This is a genomic window from Kitasatospora sp. NPDC032757 (assembly GCF_055579305.1).
The window spans coordinates 149,153-164,780 of record NZ_JBVINN010000008.1 but is presented as its reverse complement, the minus strand read 5'-3'; the positions used below and the strand labels follow the sequence as shown (position 1 = coordinate 164,780).

General features: G+C 70.7%; 15 protein-coding genes. 7 read left to right on the top strand and 8 right to left on the bottom strand.

The annotated features are described in order from the left end of the window. Positions 1-259: 259 nt before the first annotated feature. Positions 260-763 carry a hypothetical protein gene (locus ACZ5WK_RS13660; RefSeq protein WP_465547508.1) on the bottom strand — a complete coding sequence of 168 codons (504 nt, stop codon included), beginning with the start codon at positions 761-763 and terminating at the stop codon, positions 260-262. Between the two features lie 203 nt (positions 764-966). On the opposite strand from ACZ5WK_RS13660, the gene ACZ5WK_RS13655 reads away from it, so the two are divergent. Next, entirely contained in the window at positions 967-1,941 is a 975-nt protein-coding gene (locus ACZ5WK_RS13655; protein ID WP_465547507.1) for a COX15/CtaA family protein, read from the top strand. A gap of 59 nt (positions 1,942-2,000) precedes the next feature. On the opposite strand, the gene ACZ5WK_RS13650 is transcribed toward ACZ5WK_RS13655, so the two are convergent. Beyond that, positions 2,001-2,339, bottom strand: coding sequence for a hypothetical protein (locus tag ACZ5WK_RS13650; protein WP_396320512.1), 339 nt, complete (start codon positions 2,337-2,339; stop codon positions 2,001-2,003). A 72-nt stretch (positions 2,340-2,411) separates the two neighbouring features. On the opposite strand from ACZ5WK_RS13650, the gene ACZ5WK_RS13645 reads away from it, so the two are divergent. Continuing rightward, the gene (locus ACZ5WK_RS13645; RefSeq protein WP_465547506.1) at positions 2,412-3,053 is read left to right on the top strand and encodes a DUF2461 domain-containing protein; all 642 of its coding nucleotides are present in this window, start codon (positions 2,412-2,414) and stop codon (positions 3,051-3,053) included. A 126-nt stretch (positions 3,054-3,179) separates the two neighbouring features. On the opposite strand, the gene ACZ5WK_RS13640 is transcribed toward ACZ5WK_RS13645, so the two are convergent. Continuing rightward, positions 3,180-4,121, bottom strand: a complete 942-nt coding sequence (locus ACZ5WK_RS13640) for a heme o synthase (RefSeq protein ID WP_465547505.1) — start codon at positions 4,119-4,121, stop codon at positions 3,180-3,182. A 456-nt stretch (positions 4,122-4,577) separates the two neighbouring features. Between ACZ5WK_RS13640 and tkt the strand changes: the two genes are divergently transcribed. From tkt to pgl, 5 genes are all read left to right on the top strand, one after another. Then, complete coding sequence (gene tkt, locus ACZ5WK_RS13635; protein WP_465547504.1) at positions 4,578-6,677, top strand: transketolase; 2,100 nt, start codon at positions 4,578-4,580, stop codon at positions 6,675-6,677. Positions 6,678-6,764: 87 nt separating this feature from the next. Continuing rightward, entirely contained in the window at positions 6,765-7,904 is a 1,140-nt protein-coding gene (gene tal / locus ACZ5WK_RS13630; protein ID WP_465547503.1) for a transaldolase, read from the top strand. 61 nt (positions 7,905-7,965) lie between these two features. After that, the gene (zwf, locus tag ACZ5WK_RS13625) at positions 7,966-9,522 is read left to right on the top strand and encodes a glucose-6-phosphate dehydrogenase (RefSeq protein WP_396320573.1); all 1,557 of its coding nucleotides are present in this window, start codon (positions 7,966-7,968) and stop codon (positions 9,520-9,522) included. After that, positions 9,519-10,613 carry a glucose-6-phosphate dehydrogenase assembly protein OpcA gene (gene opcA / locus ACZ5WK_RS13620; protein ID WP_465547502.1) on the top strand — a complete coding sequence of 365 codons (1,095 nt, stop codon included), beginning with the start codon at positions 9,519-9,521 and terminating at the stop codon, positions 10,611-10,613. The genes zwf and opcA overlap by 4 nt, the downstream gene beginning before the upstream one ends. Beyond that, positions 10,610-11,398, top strand: coding sequence for a 6-phosphogluconolactonase (gene pgl, locus ACZ5WK_RS13615; protein WP_465547501.1), 789 nt, complete (start codon positions 10,610-10,612; stop codon positions 11,396-11,398). The genes opcA and pgl overlap by 4 nt, the downstream gene beginning before the upstream one ends. A gap of 62 nt (positions 11,399-11,460) precedes the next feature. On the opposite strand, the gene ACZ5WK_RS13610 is transcribed toward pgl, so the two are convergent. From ACZ5WK_RS13610 to gap, 5 genes are all read right to left on the bottom strand, one after another. Further along, complete coding sequence (locus tag ACZ5WK_RS13610) at positions 11,461-11,796, bottom strand: RNA polymerase-binding protein RbpA (protein ID WP_104818705.1); 336 nt, start codon at positions 11,794-11,796, stop codon at positions 11,461-11,463. A gap of 157 nt (positions 11,797-11,953) precedes the next feature. Further along, complete coding sequence (secG, locus tag ACZ5WK_RS13605; protein ID WP_465547500.1) at positions 11,954-12,190, bottom strand: preprotein translocase subunit SecG; 237 nt, start codon at positions 12,188-12,190, stop codon at positions 11,954-11,956. An 87-nt stretch (positions 12,191-12,277) separates the two neighbouring features. Continuing rightward, positions 12,278-13,063: a triose-phosphate isomerase gene (gene tpiA / locus ACZ5WK_RS13600; RefSeq protein WP_396320520.1), complete on the bottom strand. Its 786-nt coding sequence runs from the start codon at positions 13,061-13,063 to the stop codon at positions 12,278-12,280. 4 nt (positions 13,064-13,067) lie between these two features. Then, positions 13,068-14,273 carry a phosphoglycerate kinase gene (locus tag ACZ5WK_RS13595; RefSeq protein WP_465547499.1) on the bottom strand — a complete coding sequence of 402 codons (1,206 nt, stop codon included), beginning with the start codon at positions 14,271-14,273 and terminating at the stop codon, positions 13,068-13,070. A 142-nt stretch (positions 14,274-14,415) separates the two neighbouring features. Then, the gene (gap, locus tag ACZ5WK_RS13590; protein WP_465547498.1) at positions 14,416-15,420 is read right to left on the bottom strand and encodes a type I glyceraldehyde-3-phosphate dehydrogenase; all 1,005 of its coding nucleotides are present in this window, start codon (positions 15,418-15,420) and stop codon (positions 14,416-14,418) included. Between the last annotated feature and the right edge of the window lie 208 nt (positions 15,421-15,628).

The window sequence follows — 15,628 nt, the reverse complement described above, 5'->3', positions numbered from 1 at the left end:
TGAGTGTTTGACGGTGGCCCGCTACGACTGTCCGGGGGACTCTACCGGCACTCCCGTCCCGCTCTACACCCCGCTGACGACCGGATTTCGTCTGTCCGTCCGGCCTCGGATGTGCATCGCCGGCCCATCACACCCGCGACCTCGGAGGACGCGGATTCGGCACACTTGAATGGACTTCGTCACACTGCCATGAAGAACGGCGCCCCCGGTGATCAGGTTCAATCACCGAGGGCGCCCCGTTCAGCCGGTCGACGAACCTTCAGGCCTTCCTCGCCGCCCGGCGACGGGTGGCCACCACGATCGCGCCACCGGCGGCGATCACGACCGCCCCACCGATCGCCGGCGGGACGACCGGGCCGGAGCCGGTGTGCGCGAGATTCACGCCACCGGTCGCGGTGGCCGTCGGGCCGGCCGAGGCGCCCGGCGCGGCCGCCGGGGCGGAGGCGGACGGGCTGCCGGAGGCACCCTGGCTCGGCCTGCCGCTCGCCGGCGTGGACGGGTGGACGGAGCTGCCCGGGTTCGCCGGGGCGGTCGGCACCACCGAGGTGCCCGGCGTTCCCGGCGTGGCGGAGCGCAGCTTGGCGGACTCGGCCTTGGAGTCGATCGGGGACGCGCCCTGGCCGATCCTGCCCTGATGTGCCTCGATCACGGCACCCGCGGCCTTCGAGCCGTAGACGCCGTTGCCCTTCACGACCTGGGTGTTGTGCCCGGGCACACGGCCGGCCACGACCAGCGCGTTGCCCCGGGCAGCGCCGTGGACCAATCCGCACTCCTTCGGCCGGTCGGGCAATTGGCCAAGACCAATGACCGCCATGCCCCAACAGTCCCGTTTGCGCCGGCGCTCTTGCCGGAGCGGCAACCGGAGCGACAGCCGGCGGGACAGCAGGAACGGCAACCCTAGGGGCCCGCGCGGCGCGCAGCCGCCCCGCCCCAAGATCGGCTGTAAGGCCGCCTACGATTGACCCCGTGCGTACCCCCTTCTCCCTGCTCGCCGAGCGCTGGCAGCCGTCCGCCGCCATGGTCAGGCGCGCCGCGCTCACCGCGCTGGTGATGAGCGTGGTCATCGTGGTCACCGGCGGCGCCGTCCGGCTCACCGCCTCCGGCCTCGGCTGCACCACCTGGCCCCGCTGTACCGACCAGAGCCTGACGCCGACGCCCGAAATGGGCTTCCACGGCATCGTCGAGTTCACCAACCGGATGCTCACCTACGTGCTGAGCGCCGCGGTCGGCTGGGCCATCCTGGCTGCCCGCTGCCACCGGCCGTGGCGGCGCGGCCTCACCAGGCTGGGCTGGGCGCAGTTCTGGCTGGTGATGAGCAACGCCGTGATCGGCGGCATCACCGTGCTGACCGGCCTCAACCCGTACACCGTCGCGGTGCACCTGATCTCCGCGATGGCCCTGGTCTGGGTCGCGCTGCTGATGTGGGAGCGGTCGAAGGAGGGCGACGGCCCGCCGCAGCCGGCCGTGGCCCGTCCGATCGTGCAGCTCTCGTACGTCCTGGTCACCGTGATCGGCCTGCTGGTGGCGGCCGGGACGCTGGTGACCGGCGCCGGGCACCACCCGGGGACGCCCAGGGACAACAAGATCGTGCCGCGGATCCCGATCGACTACGACCGTCTGGCCCAGGTGCACGCCGACCTGGCGTTCGTCTCGGTCGGCCTGGCGGTCGCCGTCCTCTTCGTCTTCGCCGCGGTGAAGGCCCCGCCGGCCGCCCGGGCCCGGGCCCGCGAGCTGCTCGTGGTGCTGCTGCTCCAAGGCGTGCTCGGCTTCGTCCAGTACTTCACGGACGTCCCGGAGATCCTGGTCGGCCTGCACATGCTGGGCGCCACGCTCACCTGGATCGCCGTGCTGCGCATCCCGCTCGCGCTGCGGGTCCGCACGGACGGGGACGCGCCCGCCGCGCCGCTGCCGGCCCGCGAGCCGCAGGCCGCCGCGGTCTGAGCCGCACGCGAAGGGGCCCCGGATCACCCGGGGCCCCTTCCGCATGTCCGGGACCGGCGTCAGCCGCCGATCTGGATTCCGGCCATCCGCTTCCACTCGTACGGGCCGGTCTTCACCTTCAGGCCCAGCTCGCCCTCGAAGTCGTCGTGCAGGGTGACCCCGGCCAGCTCGGCGGCCCGGCGGCCCACGGCGTAGCTCGGGGCGACCTGGTCGCCCCAGGTGCCGTCCGCGCCGACCACGACGATCCGGGTGGCCACGGCGCCGACGTACTCGACGACGGCGTCGGCGCTGCCGCCATGCTGGCGGGCGAAGCTGGAGAGGTGCTTGGCGATGCGCTTGGCGCGGCGCTCAACGCGGGCGTCCGGCGCGGCGGGGGTGGCGGTCTCTGCGCTGCTCATGCCCGCATGCTACCCATCGGTAGCGGAGCTGGCGACGGGAGCGGGCTGTGCACCGGGCCACATACTGGAGGGGTGACCTTCCAAGGCTGGCCCGCTGAGGCCCTCGACTTCTACGAGCACCTGGAGGCCGACAACTCCAGGACCTTCTGGCAAGCCCACAAGGACCGGTACGAGCACGCCGTACGGGAGCCCATGGAGCAGCTGCTCGCCGAGCTGGAACCGGAGTTCGGGCCGGGCAAGATCTTCCGCCCCAACCGCGACGTCCGGTTCAGCGCCGACAAGTCCCCGTACAAGACGCACATCGGCGCCCACCTGACGGCCGGCGGGTACGTCCAGCTCTCCGCCGACGGCCTGGCCTGCGGCAACGGGCTCTACCGGCTCGCCCCCGACCAGCTGGAACGCTACCGCGCGGCCGTCGCCGAGGACGTGAGCGGCGCGGAGCTGGAGCGGGTGGCCGCCCGGGTCCGCAAGGCCGGCCCGGAGGTGGTCGGCCGGGACAGCCTGAAGTCCGCCCCGCGCGGCTACCCGAAGGACCACCCGCGGATCGGACTGCTCCGCCACAAGGGCCTGATCGCCTGGCAGGAGTGGCCGCCCGCGCCGTGGCTCGGCACCCGGACCGCCTACGAGCGGATCACCGGCTTCCTGCGGGCCTCCCAGCCGCTCCGGGACTGGCTGGAGGGCCACGTCGGGCCGTCCGAGCTGCCGCCCCGCTGACGCGGCGCGCGAGAACCGCTGAGGCGGAGCGCGAAAAACGCTGAGGCGGAGCGCGAGAACCGCTGAGGCGGCGCGCGAAAAACGGAAGGGCCCCGGTCCGAAGACCGGGGCCCTTCCTCAGCAGCTCTACTTCACGAACGGGTCCACCGCGATCACCACGAACAGCAGCGTCAGGTAGGTGATCGACCAGTGGAACAGCCGCATCTCCTTCAGCTTGGCGCCGACCACCCCGGCCTTGGCCCGGGTGTACAGCCCGTGCGCCTCCTTCAGCCAGGCGGCGCCCAGCACGACGGCCGAGACGGGGTAGAGCCAGCTGGTGTCTGCCAGCGGCCACAGGGCCAGCGAGACGGCCACCATGACCCAGGAGTAGACGACGATCTGCTTGGCGACCGCCAGGTTGCCCTTGATCACCGGCAGCATCGGCACGCCGGCCCGCTCGTAGTCCTCGCGCACCTTCATCGACAGCGGCCAGTAGTGCGGCGGTGTCCAGAAGAAGATGACCAGGAAGAGCACCAGTGCCGACCAGGACACCGAGTTGGTGACCGCCGCCCAGCCGACGAAGACCGGCATGCAGCCGGCGATGCCGCCCCAGACGATGTTCTGCGCGGTCCGCCGCTTCAGCCCCAGCGTGTAGACGAACACGTAGAAGAGCAGTGCCGACAGCGCCAGCAGCGAGGACAGCACGTTGACCAGGGCGCCCAGCCAGATCGTCGAGCCGATCGCCAGCGCGATGCCGAAGACCAGCGCCTCGCGCGGCGACACCATGCCGGTGACGATCGGCCGCCGCTCGGTCCGCGACATCACCGCGTCGATGTCGCGGTCGATGTACATGTTGAGGGCGTTGGCGCCACCGGCCGAGAGGTAGCCGCCGATGACCACCTGCAGCACCAGCAGCGGATCCGGAACACCGCGCTGCGCCAGGAACATCACCGGCACGGTGGTGATCAGCAGCAGCTCGATGATCCGAGGCTTGGTCAGTGCGACGAATGCGCCGACACGGGCCCCGAACGGCCGGTGCGCAGGCGTCGCCCCGGTGACCCCGGCGGGACGGGATTCGACGGCGGTCACTAACACCCCAACTGAAGATGAATCCTCACAGGCGGCTACAGGAACGAAGGGTCCCGAATCGTCCGCTCTGCGCGTACCACGCCACCTTAGACGCTCCATATCTCCCCACCGGCTCCGGGGTCCCCCGGCGAGGCGGAACGCACACCCCTGGGTGAACCCACGAAGCTGGGCCCGTGCGGCATCGGTCCCCCGTCCTGCCCCCCGGAGGGGCAGAGCCCGTGAAACCAGGAGAGCCTGTGACAAAACAGCCCATCGATCCCTCGTGGGAATCGCCATATCGAATTCCCCGTTGTCTCAGCACTGAGGGTGAGCCCCGGCCCGGACGGTAGGCTCGCCACGAGAAGCGGGATCTACCCTCCGTGACCGGCACCACCCAAGCGTCCGGCCCCACCGACGTGGCCGACCCGGTCCCCCTCACGGGGTCACTCTTCACAACGGAAGGAGCCCTGAGACAGGGTGAGCACGACGCCGACGAATGCATTCGAGTGGTCCGAACTGGACGAGCGGACTGTCGACACGGCCCGCGTCCTGGCCATGGACGCGGTCCAGAAGGTCGGCAACGGACACCCCGGGACGGCCATGTCGCTGGCCCCGGCGGCGTACCTGATCTTCCAGCGCTTCCTGCGCCACGACCCGACCGACCCGGCCTGGGTGGGCCGCGACCGTTTCGTCCTCTCCCCCGGGCACACCAGCCTGACCCTTTACACCCAGCTCTACTTCTCCGGTTACGGTCTGGAGTTGGACGACCTCAAGGCCTTCCGGGTCGCCGGCAGCCGCACCCCCGGCCACCCCGAGCACGGTCACACCGCGGGCGTCGAGACCACCACCGGTCCGCTGGGCCAGGGCATCGCCAACGCGGTGGGCATGGCGATGGCGGCCCGCTTCGAGCGCGGCCTCTTCGACCCGGACGCCCCGGCCGGCGAGTCGCCGTTCGACCACACCATCTGGGCCATCGTCTCCGACGGCGACCTGGAGGAGGGCATCTCCGCCGAGGCCTCCTCGCTCGCCGGCCACCAGAAGCTGGGCAACCTCGTCGCCCTGTACGACGACAACCACATCTCGATCGAGGGCGACACCGAGACGGCCTTCTCCGAGGACGTCCTCAAGCGCTACGAGGCGTACGGCTGGCACGTCCAGCGGGTCACCCCGAAGTCCAACGGCGACATCGACGTGGCCGCCCTGGCCGACGCGCTGGCCACCGCCAAGGCCGAGACCGGCCGCCCGTCGCTGATCGCGATGCGCACCATCATCGCCTGGCCGGCCCCGGACGCGCAGAACACCGCCAAGGCGCACGGCTCCGCGCTCGGCGCCGCCGAGATCGCCGCCACCAAGAAGGTCCTGGGCTTCGACCCGGAGAAGACCTTCGAGGTCAGCGAGAAGGTGATCGGGCACGCCCGCCAGGTGATCAAGCGCGGCAAGGCCGCCCGCGACGAGTGGCAGCAGTCCTTCAACGCCTGGCGCGCCGCCCACCCGCACCGCGCCGCCGAGTTCGACCGCATCGACGCCGGCGAGCTGCCCGAGGGCTGGAAGAAGACCGTCCCGGTCTTCGAGGCCGGCAAGGACGTCGCCACCCGCAAGGCCTCCGGCGAGACCCTCAAGGCGATCGGCGCGGTGATCCCGGAGCTGTGGGGCGGCTCGGCCGACCTCGCGGAGTCCAACCTCACCACCATCGACGAGGAGAGCTCCTTCCTCCCCGGGGGCAACCCGCTGAAGTCCGCCAGCCCCTACGGCCGGACGATCCACTTCGGCATCCGCGAGCACGCCATGGGCTCGACCATGAACGGCATCGCTCTGCACGGCAAGACCCGCGTCTTCGGCGGCACCTTCCTGGTCTTCGCCGACTACATGCGCCCGGCCGTCCGCCTGGCCGCGCTGATGAAGCTGCCGGTCACCTACGTCTGGACGCACGACTCGATCGGCCTCGGCGAGGACGGCCCGACCCACCAGCCGGTCGAGCACCTGGCCTCGCTGCGCGCCATCCCGGGCCTGGCCATGGTCCGCCCGGCCGACGCCAACGAGACGGCCGTCGCCTGGCGCACGGTGATCGAGCGGCAGACCACCCACCCCGGCCCGGTCGGCCTGGCGCTCACCCGCCAGAACGTCCCGACCTTCGACCGCGAGGTCTTCGGTTCCGCCGAGGGCACGGCGAAGGGCGGCTACATCCTGGCCGAGGCGTCCAACGGCGACCCGCAGCTGATCCTGCTCGGCACCGGCTCCGAGGTCCAGCTGGCCGTCAAGGCCCGCGAGGTCCTGGAGGCCGAGGGCATCGCGACCCGCGTGGTCTCGCTGCCGTCCTTCGAGTGGTTCCAGGAGCAGGACCAGGCCTACCGCGACAGCGTGCTGCCGCCGTCGGTCAAGGCCCGCGTCTCGGTCGAGGCCGGCATCGGCCAGGGCTGGCGCGAGCTGGTCGGCGACCACGGCCGGATCGTCTCGCTGGAGCACTTCGGCGCCTCCGCCGACTACAAGGTGCTGTTCGAGGAGTTCGGCCTGACCTCCGAGCGGGTCGTCGCCGAGGCCCACAACGCGCTGCGCTCGCTCGAAGCCGTCAACCGCTAGCCCCTTGGGCCGCGTACTCGCCCGCACGCGAGTACGCGGCCCCTCTGACGACCCCACGAAGACAGAAGAAAAAAGGACTGAAGCACCATGACTGACGCACTGAAGCGCCTCAGCGACGAAGGCGTGGCGATCTGGCTGGACGACCTCAGCCGCGAGCGGCTGAACACCGGCAACCTCGCCGAGCTGGTGCAGAACAAGCACGTGGTGGGTGTCACCACCAACCCCACCATCTTCCAGAAGGCCATCGGCGGCGGGCACAGCTCGTACGACGGCCAGCTGCGCGACCTCGCCGTCCGCAAGGTCACCACCGACGAGGCCGTCCGCATGATCACCACCTCGGACGTGCGCGACGCCGCCGACGTGCTGCGCCCGGTCTACGACGCCTCCAACGGCCGCGACGGCCGGGTCTCCATCGAGGTCGACCCGCGCCTGGCCCACGAGACCGCCGCCACCATCGCCGAGGCCAAGCAGCTGTGGTGGCTGGTCGACCGCCCGAACGTCTTCATCAAGATCCCCGCCACCAAGGCCGGCCTGCCGGCGATCAGCGAGGTCATCGGCAAGGGCATCAGCGTCAACGTCACGCTGATCTTCTCGCTGGAGCGCTACCGCGCCGTCATCGACGCCTACCTGACCGGTCTGGAGGCCGCCAAGGCCAAGGGCCTGGACCTCTCCCAGATCGAGTCGGTCGCCTCGTTCTTCGTCTCCCGCGTGGACACCGAGATCGACAAGCGCCTGGACAAGGTCGGCGGCGACGCCAGGAACCTGCGCTCCAAGGCCGCCCTGGCCAACGCCCGCCTCGCCTACCAGGCGTACGAGGAGGTCTTCGGCAGCGTCGACGGCAAGGCCGCCGGCAGCGACCGCTGGAAGGCCCTGGAGGCCGCCGGCGCCAAGCCGCAGCGTCCGCTCTGGGCCTCCACCGGCGTCAAGGACCCGGCCCTGCCGGACACCCTGTACGTCACCGAGCTGGTCGCCCCGGGCACCGTCAACACCATGCCCGAGGCCACCCTGGACGCCACCGGCGACCACGGCGTGATCACCGGCGGCACCATCGTCCCGAACTACGCCGACGCCAAGGCCGTGATGGACGCCATCGCCGCCGCCGGCGTGGACTACGACGACGTGGTCCAGGTGCTCGAGGACGAGGGCGTGGAGAAGTTCGAGCAGTCCTGGAACGAGCTGCTCGACACCGTCACCGCCTCGCTCGCCTCCTTCACCGACGAGAAGTGATTCCTGCTCACAGCCAGCGCACGAAAGCGGAGCCCATCAAGTGAGCACTGATTTCCCTGAGTTGACGTCGGACTCGGACGCGGCCGACACCCCGCCGGCTCCCGTCAACCCGCTTCGTGACCCTGCAGACCGACGGCTCCCGCGCATCGCGGGGCCGTCGGGCCTGGTCATCTTCGGGGTCACCGGCGACCTGTCCCGCAAGAAGCTGATGCCGGCCATCTACGACCTGGCCAACCGCGGCCTGCTGCCGCCGGGCTTCTCGCTCGTCGGCTTCGCCCGCCGCGAGTGGAAGGACGAGGACTTCGCCAAGGAGGTCCACGACGCGGTCAAGGAGCACGCCAGGACGCCCTTCCGCGAGGAGGTGTGGCAGCAGCTCGCCAAGGGCATGCGCTTCGTCCACGGCACCTTCGACGACGACGACGCCTTCGACAAGCTCCGCGCGACCATCGAGGAGCTCGACAAGGCCCAGGGCACGGGCGGCAACTTCGCCTTCTACCTCTCGGTGCCGCCGAAGTTCTTCCCGACCGTCGTCCAGCAGCTGAAGAAGCACGGCCTGGCCGACCCGCCCTCGGGCTCCTGGCGGCGCGCCGTCATCGAGAAGCCCTTCGGCCACGACCTGGAGAGCGCCCAGGAGCTGAACCGGATCGTCCACGAGGTCTTCCCCCGGGACGAGGTCTTCCGGATCGACCACTACCTGGGCAAGGAGACCGTCCAGAACATCCTGGCGCTCCGCTTCGCCAACCAGATGTTCGAACCGATCTGGAACCGGTCGTACGTCGACCACGTGCAGATCACCATGGCCGAGGACATCGGCATCGGCGGCCGTGCCGGCTACTACGACGGCATCGGCTCGGCCCGGGACGTCATCCAGAACCACCTGCTCCAGCTGATGGCGCTCACCGCCATCGAGGAGCCGGCGTCGTTCCACCCCAAGGCGCTGGTCGCCGAGAAGCTCAAGGTGCTCAGCGCCGTCAAGCTCCCGGCCGACCTCGGCAAGCACACCGTGCGCGGCCAGTACGCGGCCGGCTGGCAGGGCGGCGAGGAGGTCGGCGGCTACCTCGACGAGGACGGCATCAACCCGGACTCCAAGACCGACACCTACGCGGCCATCAAGCTGGAGATCAACAACCGCCGCTGGGCGGGTGTGCCGTTCTACCTGCGCACCGGCAAGCGGCTCGGCCGCCGGGTCACCGAGATCGCGGTGGTCTTCCAGCGCGCCCCGTACCTGCCGTTCGACTCCTACGCGACCGAGGAGCTGGGGCAGAACGCCCTGGTCATCCGGGTCCAGCCGGACGAGGGCGTGACGGTGCGGTTCGGCTCCAAGGTGCCGGGCACCTCCTTCGAGGTCCGGGACGTCACGATGGACTTCGCCTACGGCGAGTCCTTCACCGAGTCCAGCCCGGAGGCGTACGAGCGGCTCATCCTCGACGTGCTGCTCGGTGACGCCAACCTGTTCCCGCGCCACCAGGAGGTCGAGCTCTCCTGGCAGATCCTCGACCCGATCGAGAAGTACTGGGACGCCCACGGCAAGCCCGCCCAGTACCCGGCCGGCACCTGGGGACCGGTCGAGGCTGACGAGATGCTCGCACGAGACGGCAGGAGCTGGCGCCGGCCATGAAGATCGACCTCACGGACACCACGTCCAGCAAGATCAACGCAGCGCTGATGGAGGCGCGCCGGGCCAGCGGCTCCACCGCCGCCGGCATGGTGCTCACCCTGGTGATCGTGACCGACGAGGGCAGCGCGTACGACGCCCTCAAGGCCGCCAACGACGCCTCCCGCGAGCACCCCTCGCGCACCCTGGCGGTCATCAAGCGCGCCGGGCGCTCGCCCCGGGCCCGCGCCGAGACCCGCCTGGACGCCGAGATCCTCGTCGGCACCGCCGCCGGCTCCGGCGAGACGGTCGTGCTGCGCATGCACGGCGAGCTCGCCGCGCACGCCCAGTCGGTCGTCCTGCCGCTGCTCCTCCCGGACGCCCCGGTGGTCGTCTGGTGGCCGGAGAACGCGCCGCTGCACCCGGCGCAGGACCCGCTGGGTTCGATCGCCCAGCGCCGGATCACCGACGCCGTCACCGCGGAGTCCCCCGTCGGCCAGCTCGCCCAGCGGGCCCAGAGCTACACCCCGGGCGACACCGACCTGGCCTGGACCAGGATCACCGGCTGGCGTTCGATGCTGGCCGCGGCGCTGGACCAGCGGCCGTCGAAGATCATCTCCGCGGTGGTCGAGGGCGAGTCGTACAACCCCAGCGTCGAGCTGCTCGGCCTCTGGCTGCACAACCGGCTGCACGTGCCGGTCGAGCGGGTCGTCACCGGCGGCCCGGGCATCACCGCGGTACACCTGCGCACCGCGGACGGGGACATCACCCTGGACCGCCCGGACGGCCTGATGGGCACGCTCTCCATGGCCGGCTCGCCGGACCGCCAGGTGGCGCTCAAGCGGCGCGAGACGTCCGAGCTGATCGCGGAGGAGCTGCGCCGGCTCGACCCGGACGACATCTACGCGTCGGCCGTGCGCACGCCCGTCGAGCGGCTGCACGAGCCGGTCAACGCCGAGACGGTGGCGGCCGAGCAGGTCGCCCAGGCCGTCTCCGAGGCCGCGGTGGCCAACCCGGCCCGGGTGACCGCCAAGGTGCCGGGCACCGCCGCGCCGGAGGAGGCCGCCGCGAAGAAGGCCCCGGCCAAGCGCGCGAGCAAGAAGGCGGGATCGTGACGGCGGCGACCCCGCAGCTGGTCGTCCACCGGGACAAGGAGCTGATGGCCCAGGCGGCCGCGGCCCGGCTGATCACCCGGATCGTGGACGCCCAGGCCTCCCGCGGCACCGCCTCGGTGGTGCTCACCGGCGGGCGCAACGGCAACGCGCTGCTGGCCGCCATCGCCGCCTCCCCCGCCCGGGACGCGGTCGACTGGGCCCGGCTGGACCTCTGGTGGGGCGACGAGCGCTTCGTGCCCGCCGCCGATCCGGACCGCAACGCCGTCCAGGCCCGGGCGGAGCTGCTCGACGCCGTCCCGCTCGACCCGGCGCGGGTGCACGAGATGCCCGCCTCGGACGGCGTGGACGGTTCGGACGTGGAGGCCGCCGCGGCCCGCTACGCCGAGGAGCTGGCCGAGGCGGCCGGGCCGGGCGACCGGCTCGGCGTGCCCGCCTTCGACGTGCTGCTGCTCGGCGTCGGCCCGGACACCCACGTCGCCTCGCTCTTCCCCGAGCACCCGGGCGTCCGGGAGGCCGAGCTGACGGTGGTCGGCGTGCGCGGGGCGCCGAAGCCCCCGCCGACCCGCGTCTCGCTGACCCTCCCGGCGATCCGGGCGGCCCGCGAGGTCTGGCTGCTGGCGGCCGGCGAGGACAAGGCCGGCGCGGTCGCGCTGGCCCTCTCCGGCCCGGGCGAGCTCCAGGCGCCCGCCTCGGGCGCGTACGGCCGCAGCCGCACGCTCTGGCTGCTGGACCGGGCCGCGGCGGCGCAGCTCCCGCCGCAGCTCTACCCGCCGGCCTCGGCCTAGGCCCCGGCTACGCGAAAGGGCGCCACCGTTCGAAACGGTGGCGCCCTTCGTGTTGCCGGCCCTCAGATCTCGCCACGCAGCTTGGCCAGCGCCTCGGCGAGGATCGCCTCGCCGTCGGCGTCGGTGCGCCGCTCGCGCACGTAGGCGAGGTGGGTCTTGTAGGGCTCGTTGCGCGAGGGGGCCGGCGGGTTGTGCTCGTCCTGGCCGGCCGGGAAGCCACAGCGCGGGCAGTCCCAGGTCTCCGGGATGACCGCCTCCGCGGCGAAGCTGGGGCGGGTCTCGTGCTTGTTGGCACACCAGAAGGAGATCCGGCTGCGCGGGGCGGACTCGCCGCGCTCCGCCTCCCCCATCGGACCGGCTCCGACCCTGCTGCCACGGATGGCGTTGCCACTTGCCACGGTCTGACTCCCTGCGTGCTGGTGCGCCGACCCGCCGCGGTGCGCGTCGGTGGCGAAAGTCGTCCTAGTGTAAGCAGGAGTTAAGGATCCACCACCACCGGCTCCGCCCCGGACCGTTCCAGCATAGGCCGCGGGGCGACGGGGCGTCAGAGATACGTCAGCTCTGGTACTTGAGCACCAGGCTGAGCACGATGATGCACGCGAACCAGGCGACACCGACGATGATCGTGATGCGGTCCAGGTTGCGCTCGGCCACCGCCGAGCCGCCGCCGGTGGACATCGCGCCGCCACCGAACATGTCGGACAGGCCGCCGCCCTTCCCCTTGTGCAGCAGCACCAGGAGGATCATCAGCAGGCTGAAGATGATCAGGGCAATCGAGAACCCGATAACCACGACGGGACCAACTCTCTCGTATCTTCGGCGAAGGGGCCGGGCCGCACTGAGCGGTCCGGCCCCAAAGCCTACGTTGCTGCGGCGGCGTTAGCCTACTGCCTGCTCACGGTACCGCACGATCTTGACGAACTCGTCGGCGTCCAGGGAGGCACCGCCGATCAGGCCGCCGTCGATGTCGGGCTTGGCCATCAGGCCGGCCGCGCTCGACGACTTGACCGAACCGCCGTACAGGACACGGACCTTCTCGGCCAGCGCGGCGTCGTACAGCTCGGCGATCCGCCGGCGGATCGCGGCGCAGACCTCCTGGGCGTCCTCGGGGGTCGCCACCTCGCCGGTGCCGATCGCCCAGACCGGCTCGTACGCGACGACGATGGACTCGGCCTGCGCGGCCGGGACGTCCTTCAGGCCGCCGTCGAGCTGGGCCAGCGTGTACTCGACGTGGGTGCCGGCCTTGCGGATGTCCAGCGGCTCGCCGATGCAGAGGATCGGGGTGACCCCGCTGCGGTAGGCGGCCTTGACCTTGGCGTTGACGATCTCCTCGTTCTCGCCGTGGTACTGCCGGCGCTCCGAGTGACCGATGACCGCGTAGGTGCACTTCAGCTTGGACAGCATCGGGCCGGAGACCTCGCCGGTGTAGGCACCGGAGTCGTGCTGCGAGATGTCCTGCGAGCCGTACTTGATCTTCAGCTTGTCGCCGTCGACCAGGGTCTGCACCGACCGCAGGTCGGTGAACGGCACCAGGACGGCGACCTCGACGGCCTCGTAGTCCTTGTCGGCCAGCGCGAACGCCAGCTTCTGGGTGTGCTGGATGGCCTCAAGGTGGTTGAGGTTCATCTTCCAGTTGCCCGCCATCAGCGGGAGACGCTCAGTCATTGCCTCAGCCTTCCAGGGCGGCGAGACCGGGGAGGGTCTTGCCCTCCAGGTACTCAAGGCTGGCGCCACCGCCGGTCGAGATGTGCCCGAACTTCGTCTCGTCGAAGCCCAGGATGCGGACGGCCGCGGCGGAGTCGCCGCCACCGACCACGGTGAACGCGTCACTGTCCAGCAGCGCCTGCGCGACTGCCTTGGTGCCCTCGGCGAAGGTCGGGTGCTCGAAGACGCCCACCGGACCGTTCCAGAACACCGTCCTGGCGTCGGCCAGCTTCGCCGCGAACAGCTCGCGGGTCTTCGGGCCGATGTCCAGTCCCTCCTTGTCCGCGGGGATCCTGTCCGCGTCCACGACCTCGTAGTCCTCGACCGGCTTGTGGGTCTTGGTGTCGGGGAAGCTCGCGGACACCGCGACGTCCACCGGCAGCACGAACTCGACGCCGTTCGCCTTCGCCCGCTCCAGGTACTCCAGGACGACCGGGATCTGGTCCTCCTGCAGCAGCGAGATGCCGACCTCGTGGCCCAGGGCCTTGAGGAAGGTGTACGCCATGCCGCCGCCGATCAGGATGCGGTCGGCCTTGCCGAGCAGGTTGTCGATCACGCCGACCTTGTCGGACACCTTGGAGCCGCCGAGCACGACCACGTAGGGGCGCTCGACCTCCTCGGTGAGGCGCTTGAGCACGCCCACCTCGGTGGCGATCAGGTCGCCGACGGCGTGCGGCAGGCGGGCCGGCAGGTCGTAGACGGAGGCGTGCTTGCGGTGCACCGCACCGAAGCCGTCGCCCACGTACAGGTCGGCCAGCTGCGCCAGCTCGTCGGCGAAGGCGCCGCGCTCGGCGTCGTCCTTGCTGGTCTCGCCGGCGTTGAAGCGCAGGTTCTCGAGCAGCGTGACCTCGCCGTCGGCCAGGGCGGCGACGGTGGCCTTCGCGCTCTCGCCCACGGTGTCGGTCGCGAACGCGACCGGCCTGCCGAGGATCTCGCCGAGGCGGACGGCCACCGGCGCGAGGGAGAACTGCGGGTCCGGCTCGCCCTTGGGGCGGCCGAGGTGGGAGGCGACGACGACCTTCGCACCGCGCTCGACGAGCTTGGCGATGGTCGGGGCGACGGCACGGATCCGGCCGTCGTCGGTGATCGTGGCGCCGGACAGCGGCACGTTCAGGTCCGCGCGGACGAATACGCGCTTGCCGGCGACGTCGAGGTCTTCGATGGTCTTCACGGTCTTCCGTCTCCTGGGGGGTGGAGCAAGGACGGCACAACGGCGGGCCGTCATAGGGGAGTTGAGGGTGCGCAGACGAGGGCCCGGATGGCGTCGAAGCCTTCCGGGCCCTCCCCCTTACTTCACGTCAGCTCCCGCTGCGTCAGAGCTGCTCACCGACGAGGGTGGTCAGGTTGACGAGGCGGTTCGAGTAGCCCCACTCGTTGTCGTACCAGCCGAAGACCTTGACCTGGTTGCCCTGGACCATGGTCATCAGCGAGTCGAAGATCGTGGAGAACGGCGAGTTCACGATGTCGGAGGAGACGATCGGGTCCTCGGTGTACTGCAGGATGCCCTTGAGCGAGCCCTCGGAGGCCTTCTGGAAGGCCGCGTTGACCTCCTCGACGGTGACGTCGCGCTCCAGGGTGACGACCAGGTCGGTGATCGAGCCGGTCGGGACCGGGACGCGCAGCGAGGTGCCGTCCAGCTTGCCCTTCAGCTCCGGCAGCACCAGCGCGGTGGCCTTGGCGGCACCGGTGGAGGTCGGGATGATGTTGAGGGCGGCGGCGCGGGCGCGGCGCAGGTCCTTGTGCGGGAAGTCCAGGGTGACCTGGTCGTTGGTGTACGCGTGCACCGTGGTCATCAGACCCTTGACGATGCCGAAGTTCTCGTTCAGCACCTTGGCCAGCGGCGCCACGCAGTTGGTGGTGCAGGAGGCGTTGGAGATGACGGTGTGCTTGGCGGCGTCGTACTTGTCGTCGTTGACGCCCATCACGATGGTGACGTCCTCGTCGGTGGCGGGCGCCGAGATGATGACCTTCTTGGCGCCGGCGGTGACGTGCTTCTTGGCCGCATCGGCCTTGGTGAAGATGCCGGTGGACTCGATGACGATGTCCACGCCCAGCTCGCCCCAGGGCAGGTTGGCCGGGTCACGCTCGGCGATGACCTTGAAGGTCTTGCCGTCGACGGTGATGCTGTTCTCGGTGTGCGAGACCTCGCCGGGGAAGGTGCCCAGGATGGAGTCGTACTTGAGAAGGTGCGCCAGGGTCTTGGTGTCGGTCAGGTCATTGACACCGACGATCTCGATGTCCGCGCCTTGGGCCTTGACCGCACGGAAGAAGTTGCGGCCGATGCGGCCGAATCCGTTGATGCCTACCCGGATCGTCACGAACCGATCTCCTCGTTAGGTACGCCGGAACTATGCCGACGGGGTGGAATTTGGGATGTCCCCGACCGCCTATGACCCTACCCCTCCGAGCCCTGAGAGGGCACATCAGCCCGGGTCGGACGCCTTGGCGTGGCGTGTCAATAGCTCACGAACAGGCCTTCTCCGCTTGCCGTCGCGGGAGTTGCTCCAGGCCTGCGGAGCGCGTTGT